This window comes from Paenibacillus lignilyticus (genome assembly GCF_017942085.1).
Lineage (GTDB): Bacteria > Bacillota > Bacilli > Paenibacillales > Paenibacillaceae > Paenibacillus_Z > Paenibacillus_Z lignilyticus.
Map to the genome: position 1 here is coordinate 1,142,180 of NZ_JAGKSP010000001.1, position 17,349 is coordinate 1,159,528.

Sequence of the window (17,349 nt, forward strand, 5' to 3'; positions counted from 1 at the left end):
GAGAGAAATGATCCCCACTAATGCAATTGCTTGTTTTAGACGTTTTTTCAATACGATTTACCTCCAAGGGTTTTTGATGAGAATAGAGCTGCTTTTGCCATTACCAATTTGAATTACATCCCTTAGGTCGATAAAATCGATTTTGCTTGTTTTAAAGTCTATTTTTTCACCTAATTTTGACGTATCGTTATAATAAATATGAGTACCTTTAATGGGGATCTTTGTAAGATAAGTTAGTCCGTAGCTAGTAACAGGCTTTGAACCTTTGCTCAGAAAATAATAATTAGAATTCAAAGTAGCACCAGTCTCTTTAATAGTTTGAAAATACATTTTTTTGTTTTGATCATAAACAAAATCGAACCTGAAATACGTATTCATCCCGTTTTTGAAAGGGAAATCATTAACACTCACGACAGTAACATTTGTGTAAGTGCCAAAGCCGCCATTCAGAAGATATTCAGGTGCATCTTCGTAGTAGTCTCTAAAAAGCTTAAAATCAACTGGTTTAACTACATCGCTAAGTAATGGAACATCCTTATTCCCAATCCATACGAATTGCGAAACCGCATCCCACTCCACCACAACCCCAAGCCCCTCACTAACAACCCTAATCGGCACCAGGGTCCTCCCCTTCTCAACAATGGCCGGCTGCGCTAATGTTACGCTCTTCCCATTAATAACCGCTGCTTTCGATCCAGTTGTGAGTTGAATCTCTCTGTCGCCTTTGCTTATGTAAATCGTTTTCCCTTGTACGGATACGTTCGCCTGAAGCTTCTCCGAAACATACCGCACTGGAATCACCACTGTACCCTCTATCATTTTGGGCGGCACATCAAAACCTATTTTTCTGGCGTTGTACAGCACCTCAATGGGCAGGTCCGGCGTCACGATCTTCACCGCCGATTTTGCACTTCCACTCGCGGCACCGATTGGCAAAACCATCGATAACACCATTACGAATACGACAACTAGCTTTTTCATCTATTAACATCTCCTTTAGGCTCTAGTGAATCTCAGTTATTCGCTCTCAAAGCTATGTCCTGCTCTATCCTCCCGCGATATCCGCGTACTTTCATTACTGGCCTGCACAATCCCCATCACGCCCAAAGAAATAACCATCAACATAATTAGCACTACGAGCGAATAAAACATCTTCATTCCAAACACTCCTCTAAGTTGAATTTGACTACGCTGCTTTATTGGAACTAACATATTCTACCACTATTCATCCTAATTCGACGATAAAAATCTATCATTATCTACCATTTCATCCAGCCTATTACGCAAAAAAACACCTGCTCGCAAGCTGAATAATCAGCCGCAAGCAGGTGCTTCCTGCATGTCGTCTCTATACTTTTGGTACGCTACATACTTCGTTGCTGCCAACCAAAATCTATCTTTTGCTACTTCCTATCTTACTGGGGAGTTCGACATTTTTCAACCTTAATTTTACAGTTTTATTCTCATTGCTTAAAATTTACTCCGATCGCCCCTCAGCATCGCTTTCCATCTGTGAATCTCGGAACAGCTCCAACCAGCGCTCCGCCGAGTGCTGCCACGTAAAATGCTGCTCCACCCGCTCCCGGCTCTTACGCCCCATCCGAATACGCAGTTGATCATCGCGCAGGAGCTCCAGCAACCGCTCCCGCATTTCATCCACCACATCATCCGGATTGACGAGATAGCCGGTTACGCCATCCTCGATAATTTCCTTCATTCCGCCTGCCCGCGTCGCGACGACGGGCAATCCGCAGGACATTGCCTCCACGTTCACAAGGCCGAATGCCTCCCGCTTCCCGGACGGCACTACCGCGACATCGGCGGCGAGGAACCAGCTCGGCACTTCGGAATAAGGTACATAAGGCACGAATTTCACATGACCCTTCAGCCTCCGGCCAAGCTGTCGGAGTTGTTTCACATAAGCAGTTGTACGCTTCGAACCGTAGAACGCACCGCCTACAATAACAAGAAGTGCTGAAGGATGCTCCTGCACAAGCTTCGGCATCAGCTTCAGCAAGTGGTGAACCCCTTTGATTGCAAGCAGCCTGCCCATAAACACGATGACACTTCTGCCCGACCAACCGCGTTCATTCCGCAACTGAGCCCTTCGAGAAGCCCCTATCACGGAATACTGCGATGGAAAACGCTCCGTATCGACGCCGGGATAAACGACATGCAGCTTATCCGCGCACTCCGGCACGCGAGCGGCAACGTCCTCTTTCAAATACTCGCTATTCACGATAATCCGATCAGCAGCTCGGAAACTCCGAGTAAGAAGCACACTGCTAATGGCCTGTTTTCGGATAAAAGTCGAGGAATGCAGGTTCAGCCATATTTTGCTGTGCGGCCGCAGTCTTCTTAGCTTTAAGGCATAATGCGGCCTATTCTCGATTTGCAGCAAATCCGGTTGTTGAGTCAGAATGGATTTCCCAACCCGCTTCAAATACAGCCGTTTATTGTGAGCCGGGTATCGAACCACGGACGCGCCGCCCAGCATCGTCCTATTCTCCAGCGTCCGGCTTGATCTCCCATAGATACAGGCTTCCACACGAGGAACAAGCAGCGGCACAAGCTTCTCTACAACACGCTCCACGGAGCTGCTGCTCTGAGAAGGCAGCACATACGTACCCGGTGTCACAAATGCGATTTTGGCTCTAGCTTTGGCCATGAACGAAGCCCGCCTCTCTTTCAACAGCTTGCTTCTCCTATCATACGTACAAGGTTCGCTCGCTGACTCCGACAGAGGCCCCATTCCAACGATTCCGCTGCATCCAACTTAACGTCGTCTGCTCCACGCCTGCTGAAGCAGCATACATAATCCATACGGCCCCAAATAAGCACCGCTCACCAGAAAAATCGGACTCAGCAGCACCTCATGCACCTGCGTCATGAATACGGTATCGTCAAGCAGTGTTCGCGCCACACTGTTCGCTGCAACGCTGAAGAAGCCCAGATAGGCTAAGACCGCCAGCCCATCAATGATTTTACGAAGAACATCGTTCTTGACCCGCAGTACAGCAAATATAAACCCACCAATAATCGCTCCAACGAGCACCAGTCCTGTCATACGATCACCTCATATGACAGTATTTGCATACCTATCCCGCTCCTAAACATGCTTCCAGTGAACTCTATTGATAAATGAGTCGCGATATGTCAAACTAGTCGAAGACCACCATGATAAACCCCCGTTTATTCCAGAGAGGACGTGAACTACCGGCATGACCAATTGGCTGCTCCGATCCATGACTGAGCTTAGCTCGCGCAAATGGATTTCGCGAATAACCGGTCGATTTGCACAGTCGCCCGCAAGCCGGCGCTTTATTCCAAGATTCGCCCGCATGTACGGGATCGCTATAGAGGAAGCCGAGAAACAGCTGCATGACTATTCTACGTTAAATGAGTTTTTCACAAGGCGCTTGAAGCCCGGCGCGCGTGTAATTGATGCTGAACCAGCTGCGCTTGTCAGCCCGGTTGATGCACTTATTACAGGCTGCGGCCCGATAGAGCAAGGCACGATCCTTAATGTTAAAGGTCAGGATTATACCATCGAAGAACTGCTCAACCGCTCTCCCCGTATGGAGAATTACAAGAATGGCTACTACATGGTGCTCTACCTCAGTCCAACCGATTATCACCGCATACATACGCCAATTGCAGGCACGATTGTAGAACGCGAGCATGTGCTCGGCAAAGTCTATCCCGTCAACGATTTCGGCCTCCGTCATATGCGCCGCGTGCTGAGCCGCAATGAAAGGCTCATCACCTACATGCGTCATGCCAATGCAGAGACCGCCATCGTTAAGGTTGGCGCAATGAATGTCAGCAGTATCAAATATGTGCTGCCCCTTCAGGAACGAATGGACAAAGGCGCAGATCTCGCTTACTTCGAGTTCGGTTCCACCGTCGTGCTGCTGACCGAGGATGATAGCTTCACCCCGCGTCCGGATCTCAAGACAGGTCTTAAAGTCCGCATGGGCGAGAAGCTTGGCACCCTTGCCACTTCATAGAAACAAAGCGACAGGACCTGTTCCTGTCGTCAGGCTGTCGAGAAGGTCTCGACAGCCATTTTTTATGCTTCATGAACAAAACTTACAGCGACAAGGCGATCTCCTCAATTCTCTGCGCTCCGGCTGCGATCTGCTCCTCGGTCAAATGCGAGAAACCAAACAACACCGATTTATAAGGCTCATCGCCTTCCCAGGACGAGTCGCCGACAGACCAAAGTATGCCAGCCGCCTCACACGCAGCTTTAAGGCGGGCATAGCTTGCCCCACCGCCCCTCCACTCGGCATACACATGAAGTCCAGCATCCGCGGGAACGAACCTGAACCACCTGGTCAGGCGCGGCTCAAAATGCTCGCGAAAAGCAAGCAGGCGACGTCCGATGACCCGCTTCATCCGCCGCAGATGCCGGGAATAACAGCCGCTCAGGATAAAATGGGCAAGCGCACGCTGTTCAACAAGCGCGGATGGATGCGGCTCCAGCAGCGCTTTGGCGAGGCGAAACGGCTCCGCCAAGGACGCGGGCAGCACTACATAGCCAATGCGCAACTCGACGAACATCGTCTTCGAGAAGGTTCCCATGTAGACGACACGCTCCTCCCGATCGAGCGCCTTCAGCGGCTCTACCGGCCTGCCTCCCCAGCGCAGCTCACTGTCGTAATCATCCTCAATAATGACGGCGCCTTGCGTCCCCGCCCATTTGAGCAGCTCCACTCTTCGTTTTGCCGATAGCACCGCTCCTGTAGGAAATTGACGGGTAGGCGTCACAACAAGCAGCTTGGACGGCCAATTCTGCGGCACGATGCCTTCGTTGTCCACGGGCGCCGTAAGAATCGTACCGCCGGCAGCGGCAACTGCTCTGCGAATGCCATTAAAGCTCGGATTCTCCACCACCACAGGTGAGTCGGGACGGACGAGCAGCATGGACAACAACGCTATCGCATGCATGGAACCGTTCGTAATGTAGATTTGCGAAGCGTCCGCGCGTATTCCGCGTTCCCGCCGCAGATCCTTCGCAATCGCTTCGCGCAGAGGCAGATAACCTTCGATTTCACTGCTTATCTCCGGGAATGCAGCCATCATCTCGCGAATCTCGGCGTGCATGGCTGCTTTCCATTCCTCCACCGGAAATTGTGACGAATCCACATGGCCAATCCGAAAGCTGATTACCTCCGCGCCGGCTGCCTCCGCGACAGGGTGATTCTCGATGGTCGTGAACAACCTCTTCGATGAAATCAGCTGCGCCGCCCAATCCGATAATGCGATATTCGCACTCACAGACGTCCCGGCTCCGGCCATACCATCTCCAAGAGCTGCAGCGGAAGAAGCTGCGCTCACAAACGTGCCGCTCCCGCCTTCGGCCCACGCATAACCTTCCGCAACCAGCATGTCATACGCTTGATTCACGGAGCCGCGCGACACGCCATACAGCTCAGCCAGCTTCCTGCTGGATGGCAGCCGCGTTCCTCCCGCCAAGGTTCCGCTCATGATCCCCTCACGCAGCGCATTGAACAACGCTTCTGTCTTGCGCCCGAGTTCCTCGTAGTACCGTTCATAGGGAATCCGAAAATCCATGTCCATCGCTGCCAGCCCCCATCTATTTGTTCGGCCAATAATTGGTCTAATTAAAATAGACTAAATTGGATCTTTTTAATTGTCAATAATCGCAGTATGCTCATACCTATTAAGTCCGGCGCGCGGGCAATTTTTTGCAAGGTACAACGTTATGGAGGGGGATTCACGATGCGCAGGAAAGAATTTGCGATGAACGAAGAAGAGAATAACGAGGAAATCGAAAGCTTTCTAAACGAGATGAGTTTCGGATTTCTGGGGACCGTGACGGCAAGCGGCGAGCCAAGCATGACTCCGCTGAATTTCGTCTTTGTGAATGGAAGCATTTATTTTCACGGAAGCAGAGCCGGGGAGAAGATGACACAATTAAAGGCCAACGAACGCGTCAGCTTCATGGTCGCCAAAGAATATGCCATCATTCCTTCGTATTTCACCGATCCGTTGATGGCTTGTCCGGCAACGGCTTTTTTCAAATCGGTTCGCGTGGATGGCTGTGCCGCCGTTGTCGATGATCCCATCGAGAAGGCAGCGGCTCTTGAAGCGCTAATGCGCAAGCTGCAGCCGGAAGGCGGATACAAAACCATCGATGCAAGCGACCCCGACTACAGCCCTCGCCTGAAAGGTGTAGCCGTCGTACGCATTGATGCTGACCGGATGACGGGTAAGTTCAAATTCGGGCAGAATCTGAAGGCAGCCGAGAAAACAACCATTACAGACCAACTGGCGAAACGCGACCTGCCGATGGATGCGGAGACGATTGCCATGATGAATCGCTACTGCCCTCATGCACGGCAAGCTACGGGCGACTAAATCGCCAATAAGAAAAGAGCCTATCGGATTTCCGATGGGCTCTTCCCTGTATACTGCTTGAACTGCCTGCTGAAGAAGAAGATATCGCGATACCCGAGCGCATCGGCGACTTCCGTCACATTCATGCCGGCATGCATGAGCAAATGCTGCGCCCGATCGATGCGCGTGCGAATCATATAATTCTGCACCGACGAGCCGATCAGTTCCTTAAACTTAATCGAAAAATATCTCGGCGACAGCTGCGCACGCTGTGCCAAATCCTCCACCCGATGCGCGATCCCGGGGTTTTGCCGAATATAGTTGGCCACCTCATGAATGGCTTCCGTCAATTGGTTGCTGACTTTCCGCTCCACGGGACCTTCCAGATCCTCGCGCAGCAAGTAGATCATAAGCTGCTTTAAGATCAACTGCGCCTCTTCCTCCGCAGCGAAGGTTTTCACAAGAAACAGACGTACATAACGGGACAGCAGATGCTCGAAATCTACCGTTTCCTTAAGCATCCGATAAGATTGCGGCACGATACCGACATTCTCTGAAACGTCAAAATGAATATATGTCAGCACAAGCGGCTTCTGCGGGTTATGAGTCGCACTCGTATAATCCCCCGGCTTAAACAGAAAGCAGCTCCCTTTACTGACTGAGAAGGGGACGCCGTTTAATTTCACTTCTCCGCTCCCGCTCCATACATAGAAAAGATCGTAATTCGCCAGCGGTTTTTCGCGCTTTTGCCACTTCCAGCCCGGCTCGCAGACGATTTTGGCTAACGCGGGTTTTAATTGAAAAGATGTCGGCGCACAGTGCAGCATCTCAGCTTCCTCCGTTTGCAAAAAACAATATCGTTGTCATCATACAATACTGCGATTCCTTTGCCAATATGGACACCCTGCAGGATGGACGTCCCTCATGAAATAATTGTTGCAAAAATGTGATTGCAACATGGCCTTCCACTCCCAAACAGTGATATAATATCTCCTAAACGGTTTCCAATGGAAACCAAACGAGAATGAAACGCCGGAAGGATGAATGAAGTCGATGAACCCACTTGCCCAGCAATTGAACGCGACGATTGAGCGAGAGAATGGTCATGTATTCGCCATGTTGTCAACACTCGGTAAAGCTATTTATTTCCCGAAGGAAGGCATTTTGAGCCAATCTGCCGAAGCAAAAGCGAAGGCGAAGAAGTACAATGCAACAATCGGTATTGCCATTGAGAACGGCCAGCCTATGCATTTGAAGGTCATTCAAGACACGCTCTCCGCTTATAATCCGAAGGATCTCTATGAATATGCACCGCCGGCCGGTAAGCCGGAGCTGCGTGCCGCATGGCGCAGCAAAATGCTGAAGGAGAACCCTTCGCTTGCTAATAAAAATTACGGCAATCCTGTTGTAACGAACGCCTTGACGCATGGCCTCAGCATTGTAGCGGATCTGTTCGCAGATGCGGGAGACGCCGTTATTATTCCGAACAAGAACTGGGAAAATTACGAGCTGACCTTCGGTATTCGCCGGGGTGCCGAAATCGTCCAATATCCGCTCTACAACGATGAGAACCTCTTCAACAGCGATGGACTTCGCGAAGCACTGCTTGCTCAGAAGAGCAAAGGCAAAGCAATCGTGGTGCTTAACTTCCCGAATAACCCGACGGGCTACACGCCGGGTGCGCAGGAAGGCATTGAAATCGTAGCTGCCATCCGCGATGCGGCTGAAGCCGGCATCAACGTTGTAGTCGTAACCGACGATGCTTACTTCGGTCTGTTCTTCGAAGGCTCCATGCACGAATCGCTGTTTGGTCAATTGTCCGATCTGCACCCTCGCGTGCTGCCGATCAAAGTCGACGGTGCGACGAAGGAAGAATACGTATGGGGCTTCCGCGTAGGTTTCATTACGTATGCAGGTGCATCCGATGCCTTGCTTGCTGCGCTTGAGCAGAAGACACTCGGCATTATCCGTGCAACGATTTCCAGCGGCCCGCATCCTTCCCAGACCTTCGTGCTTCACGCGCTGCAATCGAAGGACTTCGAACCGCAGAAGGAAGAGAAGTACGCGATTATGAAAGGTCGTGCCAACCGCGTGAAGGAGCTGCTCGACAGCGGCCGCTATGGCGATGTCTGGTCCTACTATCCGTTCAACTCCGGTTACTTCATGTGCCTCAAGCTGAACAACGCAGAAGCCGAAACCGTCCGCACTCGTCTGCTCGACGCTTACGAAATCGGCACAATCGCACTTGGCGAAACCGACCTTCGTGTAGCCTTCTCTTGTATTGAAGAGGAGAATCTCGAGGAGCTGTTCGATACCATTTACAAAGCCGTACAAGATGTCGCGGTTGCCAGCAAATAAATAGAAGCTCCTATTCGATTACGATAAACAGAAAAGGCAGTGAGAGAAGGTCATGATAACGACCTTTTCCTCACTGCCTTTATTTCATTCCAGCGCCAGCCAGCCCTCTTAGGCATACCGCTTCGCTGACGTCATACGGACTTCTTTATCCAGGATCACATGATCCACGAATCCTTCATCCTCGATAACACTGTTGCTCATCACAATACTGTCGCGGATGACCGCACCTTTACGCACGTGAACCCCTTCAAACAAAATGCTGTTGATCACAGTGCCCTCAATGATACAGCCATTCGCAATAATCGAATTGCTTGCCCTTGAGCCTTCAACATACCTCGCAGGCGGCTCGTCATTCAGCTTCGTGAGGATGTTCCCCCGCTGAGCAAACAGTCCTTTTCGAATACCGGGACGCAGCAGCTGCATGCTGTTCTCATAATAACTGGCCAGCGTATTAACCACGCCTAAACAGCCTTCATGCACATAGCTTTGAATATGCAGTTCATCGACTCCGCCCATGATGGCATGCTCCACGAGATGATCTTGCCCTTGCGCCAGCGAGGTATCGACCAAATCAAGCAGCAGCTCCTTGCGCATGATATACATCTCCATAGAGATCAAATCATTGTCCGCTTCGTCCGCCATCTTCTCGATCGCGGTGATGCGGCCGCTTGTATCCGTTTTGACCTTCCTTGCTTTGCCGCCCAGCAGGTCACTCATCTGTTTGCAAATGATTGTAATATCCGCCCCGCTCGCCTGATGCTCAGCGAGTGCCGGCTTAAAATCCACGTTGCAAATCATATAACCGCGTGTAATCACAACATATTCGCATGAATGATGCATAAAGTAATCCCGGTTTTGATAAAAATGGTACAGGTCGCCGCGTTTCGTTTCATGGGCATGCTCCATAATGAACGGCGGAATAATGGATAACCCGCTATCCCGCTGCTGAAGATCCCAGTGTTGACCCGAGCCGAGATGATCCATCAAGTCGCGATATTTCGTATGGGCGAATATGCCGACCTTCGTAATGCCGGAGTTGGCCATACTCGATAGTGCAAAATCGATCAGCCGATATTGGCCGCCGAAAGGAACAGACGCTAAGCAACGACTCGCCGTAAGAGACCCCATTTCATCCGGTTCATGGATGAGATTGATTATGCCGAGAATATTTGCTTGCACAGCTGCTCTACCTCCGATATAGATTGATTCACAACCGTTACCTCACTGAATTCCGGGCTTCCGATCGAAGCACCATCAGGGATAATCGTTCCCTCTGCCACGATCGCCTTATAGATGCTGGCGCCCTTGCCAATTCGCACGCCCGGCATAATGACCGAATTGTGGATTCGGCTGTCCGGCCCAACATGAACGTCACAGAAGAGCACGGAACCAACTACGGTCCCTTCCACAATGCAGCCTTCCGTAACCAGCGAATTCGATATTTTCGCCCCAGCTGCCATGAACTGTGCCGGACGATTCGGCTGTACCGAATAAATCGGCCACTGATAATCGTTCAAATTAAGTGAAGGCGTCTTCGCTAACAGATCCATATTCGCTTCCCATAAGCTCTCAAGCGTGCCGACATCCTTCCAATACCCGTCAAACGTATAGGCGTCCATCTTCATTCCGTCATCGAGCATGGCCGGAATAACGTCTTTACCAAAATCATTACCCGAAAGTTCATTCGCTTCATCGCGAATCAAATATTGCTTCAGTGCCTGCCACGAGAATATATAAACGCCCATTGAAGCAAGATTGCTCGTAGGTACTTTCGGCTTCTCAACGAACGAAGTAATCGCCCCTGAATCGTCGACATGCATAATGCCGAAACGACTCGCCTCTTTCAGATCTACCCGAAGACAAGCGATGGTAACATCAGCTCCACGCTTCTCATGCTGCTCCAGCATCCGATTGTAATCCATTTTATAGATATGATCGCCTGAGATGACGAGCACAAATTCAGGCTCATACTGTTCGATAAATCCGATATTTTGATAGATTGCATTCGCCGTGCCTTTATACCATTTACCGCCTTTTTGTTTCATATAAGGAGGAAGAATAGACATGCCGCCATCGCGTCTGTCAAGCCCCCAAGGGCTGCCGTTGCCCAAATAACCATTCAATACAAGGGGCTGATACTGCGTCAGCACACCAACTGTGTCAATGCCTGAATGCACACAGTTGCTTAACGTGAAGTCAATGATTCTATACTTCCCTCCGAAATGAACTGCAGGCTTCGCCAATTCCTGTGTAAGTACGCCTAATCGCTTTCCTTCGCCTCCAGCAAGAAGCATAGCCACCATTCTTTTTTTGCTCATCAACAACATCTTCTCCTTCTCTAATCAAGCTTACGTACCACCGATAATGCCGCCACAGGGTTCAGAGTCAACAATAAAATATATCCTTATTTACATATACAATTTTCCATATATTTGAAAATGAAAAATTGCATTAAAATCCAGCTTTAAATTATTAAACTAGGACTAATTGGTCATTTGATAGGTTCGAGAATTGCTCTCAATTCGTTATTCAGTATACCTTCCAGCCATAAAGTTTGAATCCTACTTCCAGCACATTCGTGCCCTACGATTCGACAGTGCCGCTTCGAAGAAATGTCGAACCGCAATAGCCCCATTCTTTCAATGGATAAAATAATTTATGTACGAATGCATTATTTATTCTTTTCTGTCCATTTTTTCACAGAACGTCCATAAAAATTGTTGTTTCTTTTTCTTCTACCATAAAACTGTCATTTTCCCGAAAATCCCTTCAAGCATGTACGTTGTCGAAAAGAATTTGCATGATCGCACTGCAATTTCGCTTGAATGTCCGGATGAAGCGTTGCCACTAATACCGCTCTCCTTTTAACGACGCTTTCCGGACGATTTGTCGTAAATTTTCATAGAAAAAGAAGCAACCTTAGTCCTATTGATAATGGACCAAAATTGCTTCTTATGTTGAACTAATCTTCATCCGGATCAAACACGAGCTTGCGCTTCACTCTACCCGGCCTCAGCGCCAGTACATAGAGCAGCGACAACACAAGTGCGGTTACCGCCTGTACCGTGAACCCGGGCAGCAGCAGTATCTGCGGAAGCCAGATAATAATGGCGCACAGAAGCGCAGCCAGACGATCGACGCGCACAACCGCATCATGGCGAGTCTGCTCCGGCAGCGGATAGACATGCCGCCAGACCGAATGCCGGTGCGCCTGCGTGAGCGCGCTCAATTGAACGCCGCTCAGCCAGACGAACAGAACACAGACACCGGCCGACCCCCAGCCTGACCACAGGCCGGAATAGGCAGATAACATCCCCGTAAACACACCGAGTCCCGTTAAACGCAGCAATATGCCGCCAAGTTCGGTACGTATCAGTGTATAGGAATACAGATAGACAAATGCATTTTCCCTCCGGTACCGTATCCGCCCGGCAATCCACGATGCATAAGGACGCGACTTGACCGCAGCCGATTCAGTGGGTACATCCGTGAATGCCCCGAAGAAAACATCATACCTGCGCCGCGTGCGTTTCTCTTCTTCAATAAGCAGCAGCCACGGAATCGGATAACGCGGCATACGCAGGTAAAGCAGCCCGAAGAGGAAACAAACAACAGCGAGATAAATCGCCGTCTTCCATATCTCGGTATGCAGCAGCGCCGCGACGCCTACCGCAGTTGCGGACCAGCGGAGAAGCCGAATGCTGCGCCTGCTTCCTGCATGGACAAGCTGGCGCTCGCGCCAAGCTGCCCCCATGTGCAGCAGCTTTAACAGCAGCGCCGCAGCTACGATTACTATGCTGCTTGTCTGACCATGCGCCGCAATGTAAAGCGGTATATAGATGCCGCAGATCAACAGAACCGCAGCCAGGATGCCCATGCCATTATAACGAAAGGACCGTCGCAGATAAGACGGCAGCTGCGCTTCACGCGGCACCAGAAATACCACATCTGCCTCGCGCAGCCATGTCCGCAGCGGACTCCAGCAAATGAACGGCGTCAGCACGGCTGCGCCAACAAGCGTGATCGGGAAGGTGGCCGGCATATTCCGCAGCAGCATCCCGTATCCGGCTAAACCGGCCAGCAGCAGCATGATCGTTACACCCGGCAGTCCGCTCTGAACAATATAGCGAAAATAAGGCAGTGCTCCTCGCCAGAATGTACTTGAACGCGTACGCCATAAGGAATCAACCGATCGCTCCATTAGACCCTCCACCTGCCACGAGCCGGTAGAAGGCTTCTTCCAGCGAACCGGCTCTGCTCTCACGCGGCATCCCGGCTGCTTCGCACACATCCTGCAGCGTGCCTTGCGCAACAACAGCGCCTTGATGCAGCACGATAAACCGGCTGCAATACGATTCTACCGTCGATAAGATATGGGAGCTCATAAACACGGAGGAGCCCTCTTTCGTTACCTCGACCAGTTTATCCAGCAGGGAACGAATGCCGAGCGGATCGAGGCCTAGGAACGGCTCATCAATGACATACAGCGTGGGCCTGGCAAGCAGCGCATTCATGATCATGACCTTTTGCCGCATTCCTTTGGACAAGTGGGCCGCGAAAGCGCTTCGCTTCGGCGTCATATAGAACTCATCGAGCAAACTCTCCGTCCGCTGCCTATATAAGGTTTCGTCCACATTGTAGGCCATGCCCGTCAATGCCAAATGCTCCTCAACCGTCAGCTCATCGAAGAGCAGCGGCGATTCCGGCACATAGGCCAGCGAGCTGCGATACGCTTCCGAATTCTCAGCCAGCGTATGTCCGCTAATGCGAATCTCCCCGCTATGCGGCTGCATTAGCCCGAGAATATGCTTGATGGCCGTACTTTTGCCCGCACCGTTCAGTCCGATAAGTCCAACCATTTCACCCGCTCCAACTTCAAAAGACAAGTCGTGCAGCACCGGCCGGCGGGGGCTGTATCCGCCTGTTAACCCTTTTACCTCTAAGACTGGCTTCATCGCAATCACCTCTACATTCTCACCCTGATACTACCAAATTTTCGGCGAAATGAAAAATCGCAAGCAAAAAGGCCCCATGCCTGCAGCAATGCAGGACATGGGGCCCTCTAAGTGCTCGAATATTATAGTACTTTGATGGAATAAACGAGGTTATTAAGGACGGTCAGTTCAACCGCATGACCGGCTACCAGCAATGCTGCGTTGCCAACGATCGCTACGTCAGGAGACGTGTTAAACACATACGCTTGTGTAGTGCCGTTCTCTGTGCGCGTGATCGAAATCGTTGCGATTTTACCTTGCGCATTCAAGGAATAGGAGTTGAACAAGCCAACTTGAGTTGTAACGGCAGGCTGCTCGGAAGCCAGCTTCGTCACTTCGATGAACACGACTTTGTTTTGGTACGTACGAACAAGAACTTCGTCGCCGGCTTTCAGTGCCGATACCGCAACCTTCACGTTATTACGGAAAATGAAGACGTTCGGGTCAAGCGCAAGTGCCACTTCGGTGTTGTTTGGTTTCACAACTACGATTGCATTGCTTGCAGGATCCGCTTTCAGCTTACCTGTGATGGCTTGTGCGTCTTGATCCGGAAGCTGATCATCCGTACGGTCAAGCAGGGCAGCAAGCTCTGCGCGTGTTACCGGTTGGTTTGGACGGAAAGTGTTATCCTCGTAACCAGTGATAAGACCTTTCTCGATGGCTACTTGAACATAACCAACGGAACCTGCAGGAATTTTATTCTCGTCGCGGAAGTTAAGCTCAGAGTTTACTTTCGCTTTCGCTTCTGCTTCCAGGCCCAATGCTTTCACAAGCAATGTTGCCGCGAACAAACGAGTTGCCGGCTTGTCCGGTTGAATCGAATCGTCTGTCTCGCTGAACAAGTCTTTCTCAAGCGCTACAGCCACGTATCCAACAGCCCATGGGTATTTTTTGGCCAGCAAGTCTGCGTCTTTGAAGTTCAGCTTCGTGCTCATCTCAGCTTGCGATTCCGCTTGCTCTTTCAAGCCCATCAAACGAACAGCCGCTACGATGGATTCGATGCGCGTAATCTTCTGCTGAGGCTTGAACGTGCCGTCATCATAGCCGTTGAACACGCCTTTGGATGCCAGACGGATAATGTACTCAAGCGCCCATTTCAGCTCTTTCTCATCCTTGAACTGAAGGTTAATGCCGTGTTTATCGTTCTTCTTATTTCCGTTGCTGCTTTGATGATTGCCTTTATCGTCATGTCCTTTGTCGTTACCGTTAGCAAAAGCGCTGCCTGCGCCACCTGCCAGGGTTAGTAACGCCACTGATGTAATTGCCGCCTTTTTCAAAATGGCTTTTTTCATGGTGCTGCCACTCTCCTCGCGAATGCGGTCCGTGCCGCTTTTTTACTTTCGCTCATATCGTTCGGGGAGTGGCACGACATTTAAGGGGGTCATGGTCAAAATAAAGTTCGTCCGTTCGTCAAAAACCGAGGTTTGACGCGGAAAAATCAGTCTTATTTTTCTTCGGAAGCCGAGTAAGCCAATGGGAAATATTGATTGTCGTACAGGTCGCCTTCCTTCGGACGCGGGCCGAGCAGACGAATGTTATCGACGTTCTGGATTTTCTTATACGCCGTGCCTTGCGGGATATAATGGGCAACGATGCTAAGGCGCGGATCGTTGGAATAATTTTGTCTCGATCCGTGGATCGTATACGAATGGTGGAAGCTGACTTGGCCGGCTTTCAGAATAAGCGGCTCTTCGCGCCATGGCTTCTCATCGACTTCCATTTGTTTCTTCACTGCTTCCAGTTCCGTGTTGAAGAAGCCGTCGGAATTCAGCAGTCCCCATTTGTGAGAACCCGGGATAACTTGCATGCAGCCGTTGGTGAGATCCGTATCCTGCAGCGCAATCCACGCCGTTACCAGGTTTGTCGTATTGGTGCATTGCCAGTACACATAATCCTGATGCCAGCCTACATTACCCACGGATGTTTCTTGGCCTTTTCCCGTACCCGGCTTGTAGATCGCTTGGTCATACCAGACGCGGACTTCGTCCGTATTCATCAAGTTTGCCGCCAATTTGCCGAGTTTACGAGCGGTTACCGTTTTGTATACCTCGTCGTTGATCCACCAAGCATTGTCGATCTTGCGCAGACGGGTCGGATTGTCACTCGGGAACCATTCCGTAAGCGGGAATGCGTCACCGTCGAAATCTTGATTCCAAATGCGATCATGCGCTTTGCGCAGCGCTTCTACCTCTTCCGCATCAAAGACAACCGGACTGATCCAGTAGCCGTTTTCCTCATAAAATTGTTGATCCAGCTTCGCTTGCTCCGCAGTGATTGGTTTCATTGCTATCGCCGTCCCCTTTACTTCATCAATTTGTATATCCATACCTAGAATATACAGTCGGAAACTCGTTATGTATTGTATGTCTACTTCTCCATTTGTATAATTGTAAGATGAATTGGAGGGGGTAGCATGCATGCCGACAATCAGCCTCGCATCGGTGTGGAGGCGCTGATCAAGCTGGTCGATCAGAACTGGAGCCATATTCGCATCCATTCCTGCGGGTTCTGGGAGAACTTAGGCTGGGATGGCCCCGGCCGATGGTTCGAGCTCAATTACTTGACCGGCGGGAGCCAGCTTGTCATTCAAGACGGCCAGCCCGTTCAATTGAAGCAAAGCGACCTGCTTGCCGTACAAGACACGCTTCGGAACAGCTCCTGCACAGGCGGGCAGTTTCGGCTTTATTATATCGGTTTCTACTCGGACAAAGCGGAGATCAATACGGCTTTCCGCGAGTCGTTCGCCAAACTCAAGCTGGACACTCGGCCGATGGCGATTCAAGGATTGCAGCAGGATTATCAGGCGATCATGGCCGATCTGAACTTAGGACGGCAGGATTCGGTCCTTGTGAAGCAGCATTTCCTGCATCTGCTCGTGCGGATTTATCACGGTGCGGCCCAAACCTCGCAGAGCGCGCATCGCAAACTCATTCATGCGGTCATGAATGACTTGCATGAACGAGTCGGGAATACAGGCGAACGCCTGCTGCTAAGCGAAATTGCAGCGCGATACTCGCTGAACGAGCGCTACCTCAATCAGCTGTTCAAGCAAGAGACCGGCGTCACGATCGGCATCTATATGAATGCGATCCGCCTCGAGCAAGCCAAGCGGCTGCTCGAAACGACTTCGATGCCGATCACGGCCATCGCGCACGCCGCGGGATTCTACGACGGCGCGCATTTCAGCCGCACGTTCAAAGGCAAGGAAGGCGTCTCGCCGCAAGAATACCGGGCGATGCAGCGACGGAATACATCATTGGATTAGTCCGGCCTCCGCCGCGGACTCACCATGGCCAATATTGCCTCGTGTTCTCAATATCCTGCAATATATGCAACATTCTCCAATGTTAAATGGTACCCTACACGATAATGTTGCACGAATGGCAACATTATCGGCCAAACTAACCGTTTAAAGCTCCTAACACAATCGAATGTTGCATATTGCGCAACATAATCCGCTTCAACTCCCGTTTTCGGACCAAATGCTGCATGTTATGCAGCATTCCTTTTCCCCAGCTCCCCCCGACACTATTGCTGTGGCCAAATTCCCCCTCCCTCACATCAACCGCCTCATTTCACAGTCACGCCTTACCTTCGTCACCCTACACACAGCCGACCACACTTCTAACTC

15 protein-coding genes are annotated in these 17,349 nt (G+C 50.7%); 4 read left to right on the forward strand and 11 right to left on the reverse strand.

The features are described from left to right. Window positions 1-57: 57 nt before the first annotated feature. The 3 genes from I8J30_RS04835 to I8J30_RS04845 form a co-directional block, all read right to left on the reverse strand. Window positions 58-981: a copper amine oxidase N-terminal domain-containing protein gene (locus tag I8J30_RS04835; RefSeq protein WP_210655848.1), complete on the reverse strand. Its 924-nt coding sequence runs from the start codon at window positions 979-981 to the stop codon at window positions 58-60. Window positions 982-1,477: 496 nt separating this feature from the next. Continuing rightward, window positions 1,478-2,668, reverse strand: coding sequence for a glycosyltransferase family 4 protein (locus tag I8J30_RS04840; RefSeq protein ID WP_210655850.1), 1,191 nt, complete (start codon window positions 2,666-2,668; stop codon window positions 1,478-1,480). A gap of 108 nt (window positions 2,669-2,776) precedes the next feature. Next, the gene (locus tag I8J30_RS04845) at window positions 2,777-3,067 is read right to left on the reverse strand and encodes a hypothetical protein (protein WP_210655853.1); all 291 of its coding nucleotides are present in this window, start codon (window positions 3,065-3,067) and stop codon (window positions 2,777-2,779) included. Window positions 3,068-3,221: 154 nt separating this feature from the next. Here I8J30_RS04845 and asd point away from each other — a divergent pair, with 154 nt between their 5' ends. After that, on the forward strand, window positions 3,222-4,010 hold the full coding sequence (gene asd, locus I8J30_RS04850) for an archaetidylserine decarboxylase (RefSeq protein ID WP_210655855.1): 789 nt from the start codon (window positions 3,222-3,224) through the stop codon (window positions 4,008-4,010). Between the two features lie 82 nt (window positions 4,011-4,092). Here the strand turns inward: asd and pdxR are convergent, their stop codons facing one another. Beyond that, window positions 4,093-5,586, reverse strand: a complete 1,494-nt coding sequence (pdxR, locus tag I8J30_RS04855) for a MocR-like pyridoxine biosynthesis transcription factor PdxR (RefSeq protein WP_210655858.1) — start codon at window positions 5,584-5,586, stop codon at window positions 4,093-4,095. 162 nt (window positions 5,587-5,748) lie between these two features. Between pdxR and I8J30_RS04860 the strand changes: the two genes are divergently transcribed. After that, window positions 5,749-6,387 (forward strand): pyridoxamine 5'-phosphate oxidase family protein, encoded by a 639-nt coding sequence (locus I8J30_RS04860; protein WP_210655860.1) that lies wholly within the window; start codon window positions 5,749-5,751, stop codon window positions 6,385-6,387. A gap of 20 nt (window positions 6,388-6,407) precedes the next feature. On the opposite strand, the gene I8J30_RS04865 is transcribed toward I8J30_RS04860, so the two are convergent. Then, window positions 6,408-7,193, reverse strand: a complete 786-nt coding sequence (locus tag I8J30_RS04865; protein WP_210655862.1) for a helix-turn-helix domain-containing protein — start codon at window positions 7,191-7,193, stop codon at window positions 6,408-6,410. A gap of 226 nt (window positions 7,194-7,419) precedes the next feature. Here I8J30_RS04865 and I8J30_RS04870 point away from each other — a divergent pair, with 226 nt between their 5' ends. Then, window positions 7,420-8,724, forward strand: a complete 1,305-nt coding sequence (locus tag I8J30_RS04870; RefSeq protein WP_210655864.1) for an aminotransferase class I/II-fold pyridoxal phosphate-dependent enzyme — start codon at window positions 7,420-7,422, stop codon at window positions 8,722-8,724. 108 nt (window positions 8,725-8,832) lie between these two features. Here I8J30_RS04870 and glgD read toward each other — a convergent pair whose 3' ends face one another. The 6 genes from glgD to I8J30_RS04900 form a co-directional block, all read right to left on the reverse strand. Further along, the gene (glgD, locus tag I8J30_RS04875; RefSeq protein ID WP_210655866.1) at window positions 8,833-9,903 is read right to left on the reverse strand and encodes a glucose-1-phosphate adenylyltransferase subunit GlgD; all 1,071 of its coding nucleotides are present in this window, start codon (window positions 9,901-9,903) and stop codon (window positions 8,833-8,835) included. After that, complete coding sequence (locus I8J30_RS04880) at window positions 9,879-11,042, reverse strand: glucose-1-phosphate adenylyltransferase (RefSeq protein WP_276316070.1); 1,164 nt, start codon at window positions 11,040-11,042, stop codon at window positions 9,879-9,881. Before I8J30_RS04880 ends, glgD begins: the two co-directional genes overlap by 25 nt. A 644-nt stretch (window positions 11,043-11,686) precedes the next feature. Further along, window positions 11,687-12,925, reverse strand: coding sequence for an ABC transporter permease (locus tag I8J30_RS04885; protein ID WP_210655870.1), 1,239 nt, complete (start codon window positions 12,923-12,925; stop codon window positions 11,687-11,689). Continuing rightward, window positions 12,909-13,685, reverse strand: a complete 777-nt coding sequence (locus I8J30_RS04890) for an ABC transporter ATP-binding protein (protein ID WP_210656105.1) — start codon at window positions 13,683-13,685, stop codon at window positions 12,909-12,911. The genes I8J30_RS04885 and I8J30_RS04890 overlap by 17 nt, the downstream gene beginning before the upstream one ends. Window positions 13,686-13,801: 116 nt before the next feature. Next, window positions 13,802-15,010 carry an S-layer homology domain-containing protein gene (locus tag I8J30_RS04895; protein ID WP_210655872.1) on the reverse strand — a complete coding sequence of 403 codons (1,209 nt, stop codon included), beginning with the start codon at window positions 15,008-15,010 and terminating at the stop codon, window positions 13,802-13,804. Between the two features lie 152 nt (window positions 15,011-15,162). Continuing rightward, a complete protein-coding gene (locus tag I8J30_RS04900; protein WP_210655874.1) occupies window positions 15,163-16,002 on the reverse strand; it encodes a phytanoyl-CoA dioxygenase family protein in 840 nt (279 codons plus the stop codon). Window positions 16,003-16,131: 129 nt separating this feature from the next. Between I8J30_RS04900 and I8J30_RS04905 the strand changes: the two genes are divergently transcribed. Further along, window positions 16,132-16,983 (forward strand): helix-turn-helix domain-containing protein, encoded by an 852-nt coding sequence (locus tag I8J30_RS04905; RefSeq protein WP_210655876.1) that lies wholly within the window; start codon window positions 16,132-16,134, stop codon window positions 16,981-16,983. The last annotated feature ends 366 nt before the right edge of the window (window positions 16,984-17,349 follow it).

Excerpts from the sequence above, each read along its gene's own strand:
- I8J30_RS04835 (WP_210655848.1), bottom strand. The coding sequence starts at position 981 with ATGAAAAAGCTAGTTGTCGTATTCGTAATGGTGTTATCGATGGTTTTG.
- I8J30_RS04840 (WP_210655850.1), bottom strand. The coding sequence starts at position 2,668 with ATGGCCAAAGCTAGAGCCAAAATCGCATTTGTGACACCGGGTACGTAT.
- I8J30_RS04845 (WP_210655853.1), bottom strand. The coding sequence starts at position 3,067 with ATGACAGGACTGGTGCTCGTTGGAGCGATTATTGGTGGGTTTATATTT.
- asd (WP_210655855.1), top strand. The coding sequence starts at position 3,222 with ATGACCAATTGGCTGCTCCGATCCATGACTGAGCTTAGCTCGCGCAAA.
- pdxR (WP_210655858.1), bottom strand. The coding sequence starts at position 5,586 with ATGGACATGGATTTTCGGATTCCCTATGAACGGTACTACGAGGAACTC.
- I8J30_RS04860 (WP_210655860.1), top strand. The coding sequence starts at position 5,749 with ATGCGCAGGAAAGAATTTGCGATGAACGAAGAAGAGAATAACGAGGAA.
- I8J30_RS04865 (WP_210655862.1), bottom strand. The coding sequence starts at position 7,193 with ATGCTGCACTGTGCGCCGACATCTTTTCAATTAAAACCCGCGTTAGCC.
- I8J30_RS04870 (WP_210655864.1), top strand. The coding sequence starts at position 7,420 with ATGAACCCACTTGCCCAGCAATTGAACGCGACGATTGAGCGAGAGAAT.
- I8J30_RS04880 (WP_276316070.1), bottom strand. The coding sequence starts at position 11,042 with ATGAGCAAAAAAAGAATGGTGGCTATGCTTCTTGCTGGAGGCGAAGGA.
- I8J30_RS04885 (WP_210655870.1), bottom strand. The coding sequence starts at position 12,925 with ATGGAGCGATCGGTTGATTCCTTATGGCGTACGCGTTCAAGTACATTC.
- I8J30_RS04895 (WP_210655872.1), bottom strand. The coding sequence starts at position 15,010 with ATGAAAAAAGCCATTTTGAAAAAGGCGGCAATTACATCAGTGGCGTTA.
- I8J30_RS04900 (WP_210655874.1), bottom strand. The coding sequence starts at position 16,002 with ATGAAACCAATCACTGCGGAGCAAGCGAAGCTGGATCAACAATTTTAT.
- I8J30_RS04905 (WP_210655876.1), top strand. The coding sequence starts at position 16,132 with ATGCATGCCGACAATCAGCCTCGCATCGGTGTGGAGGCGCTGATCAAG.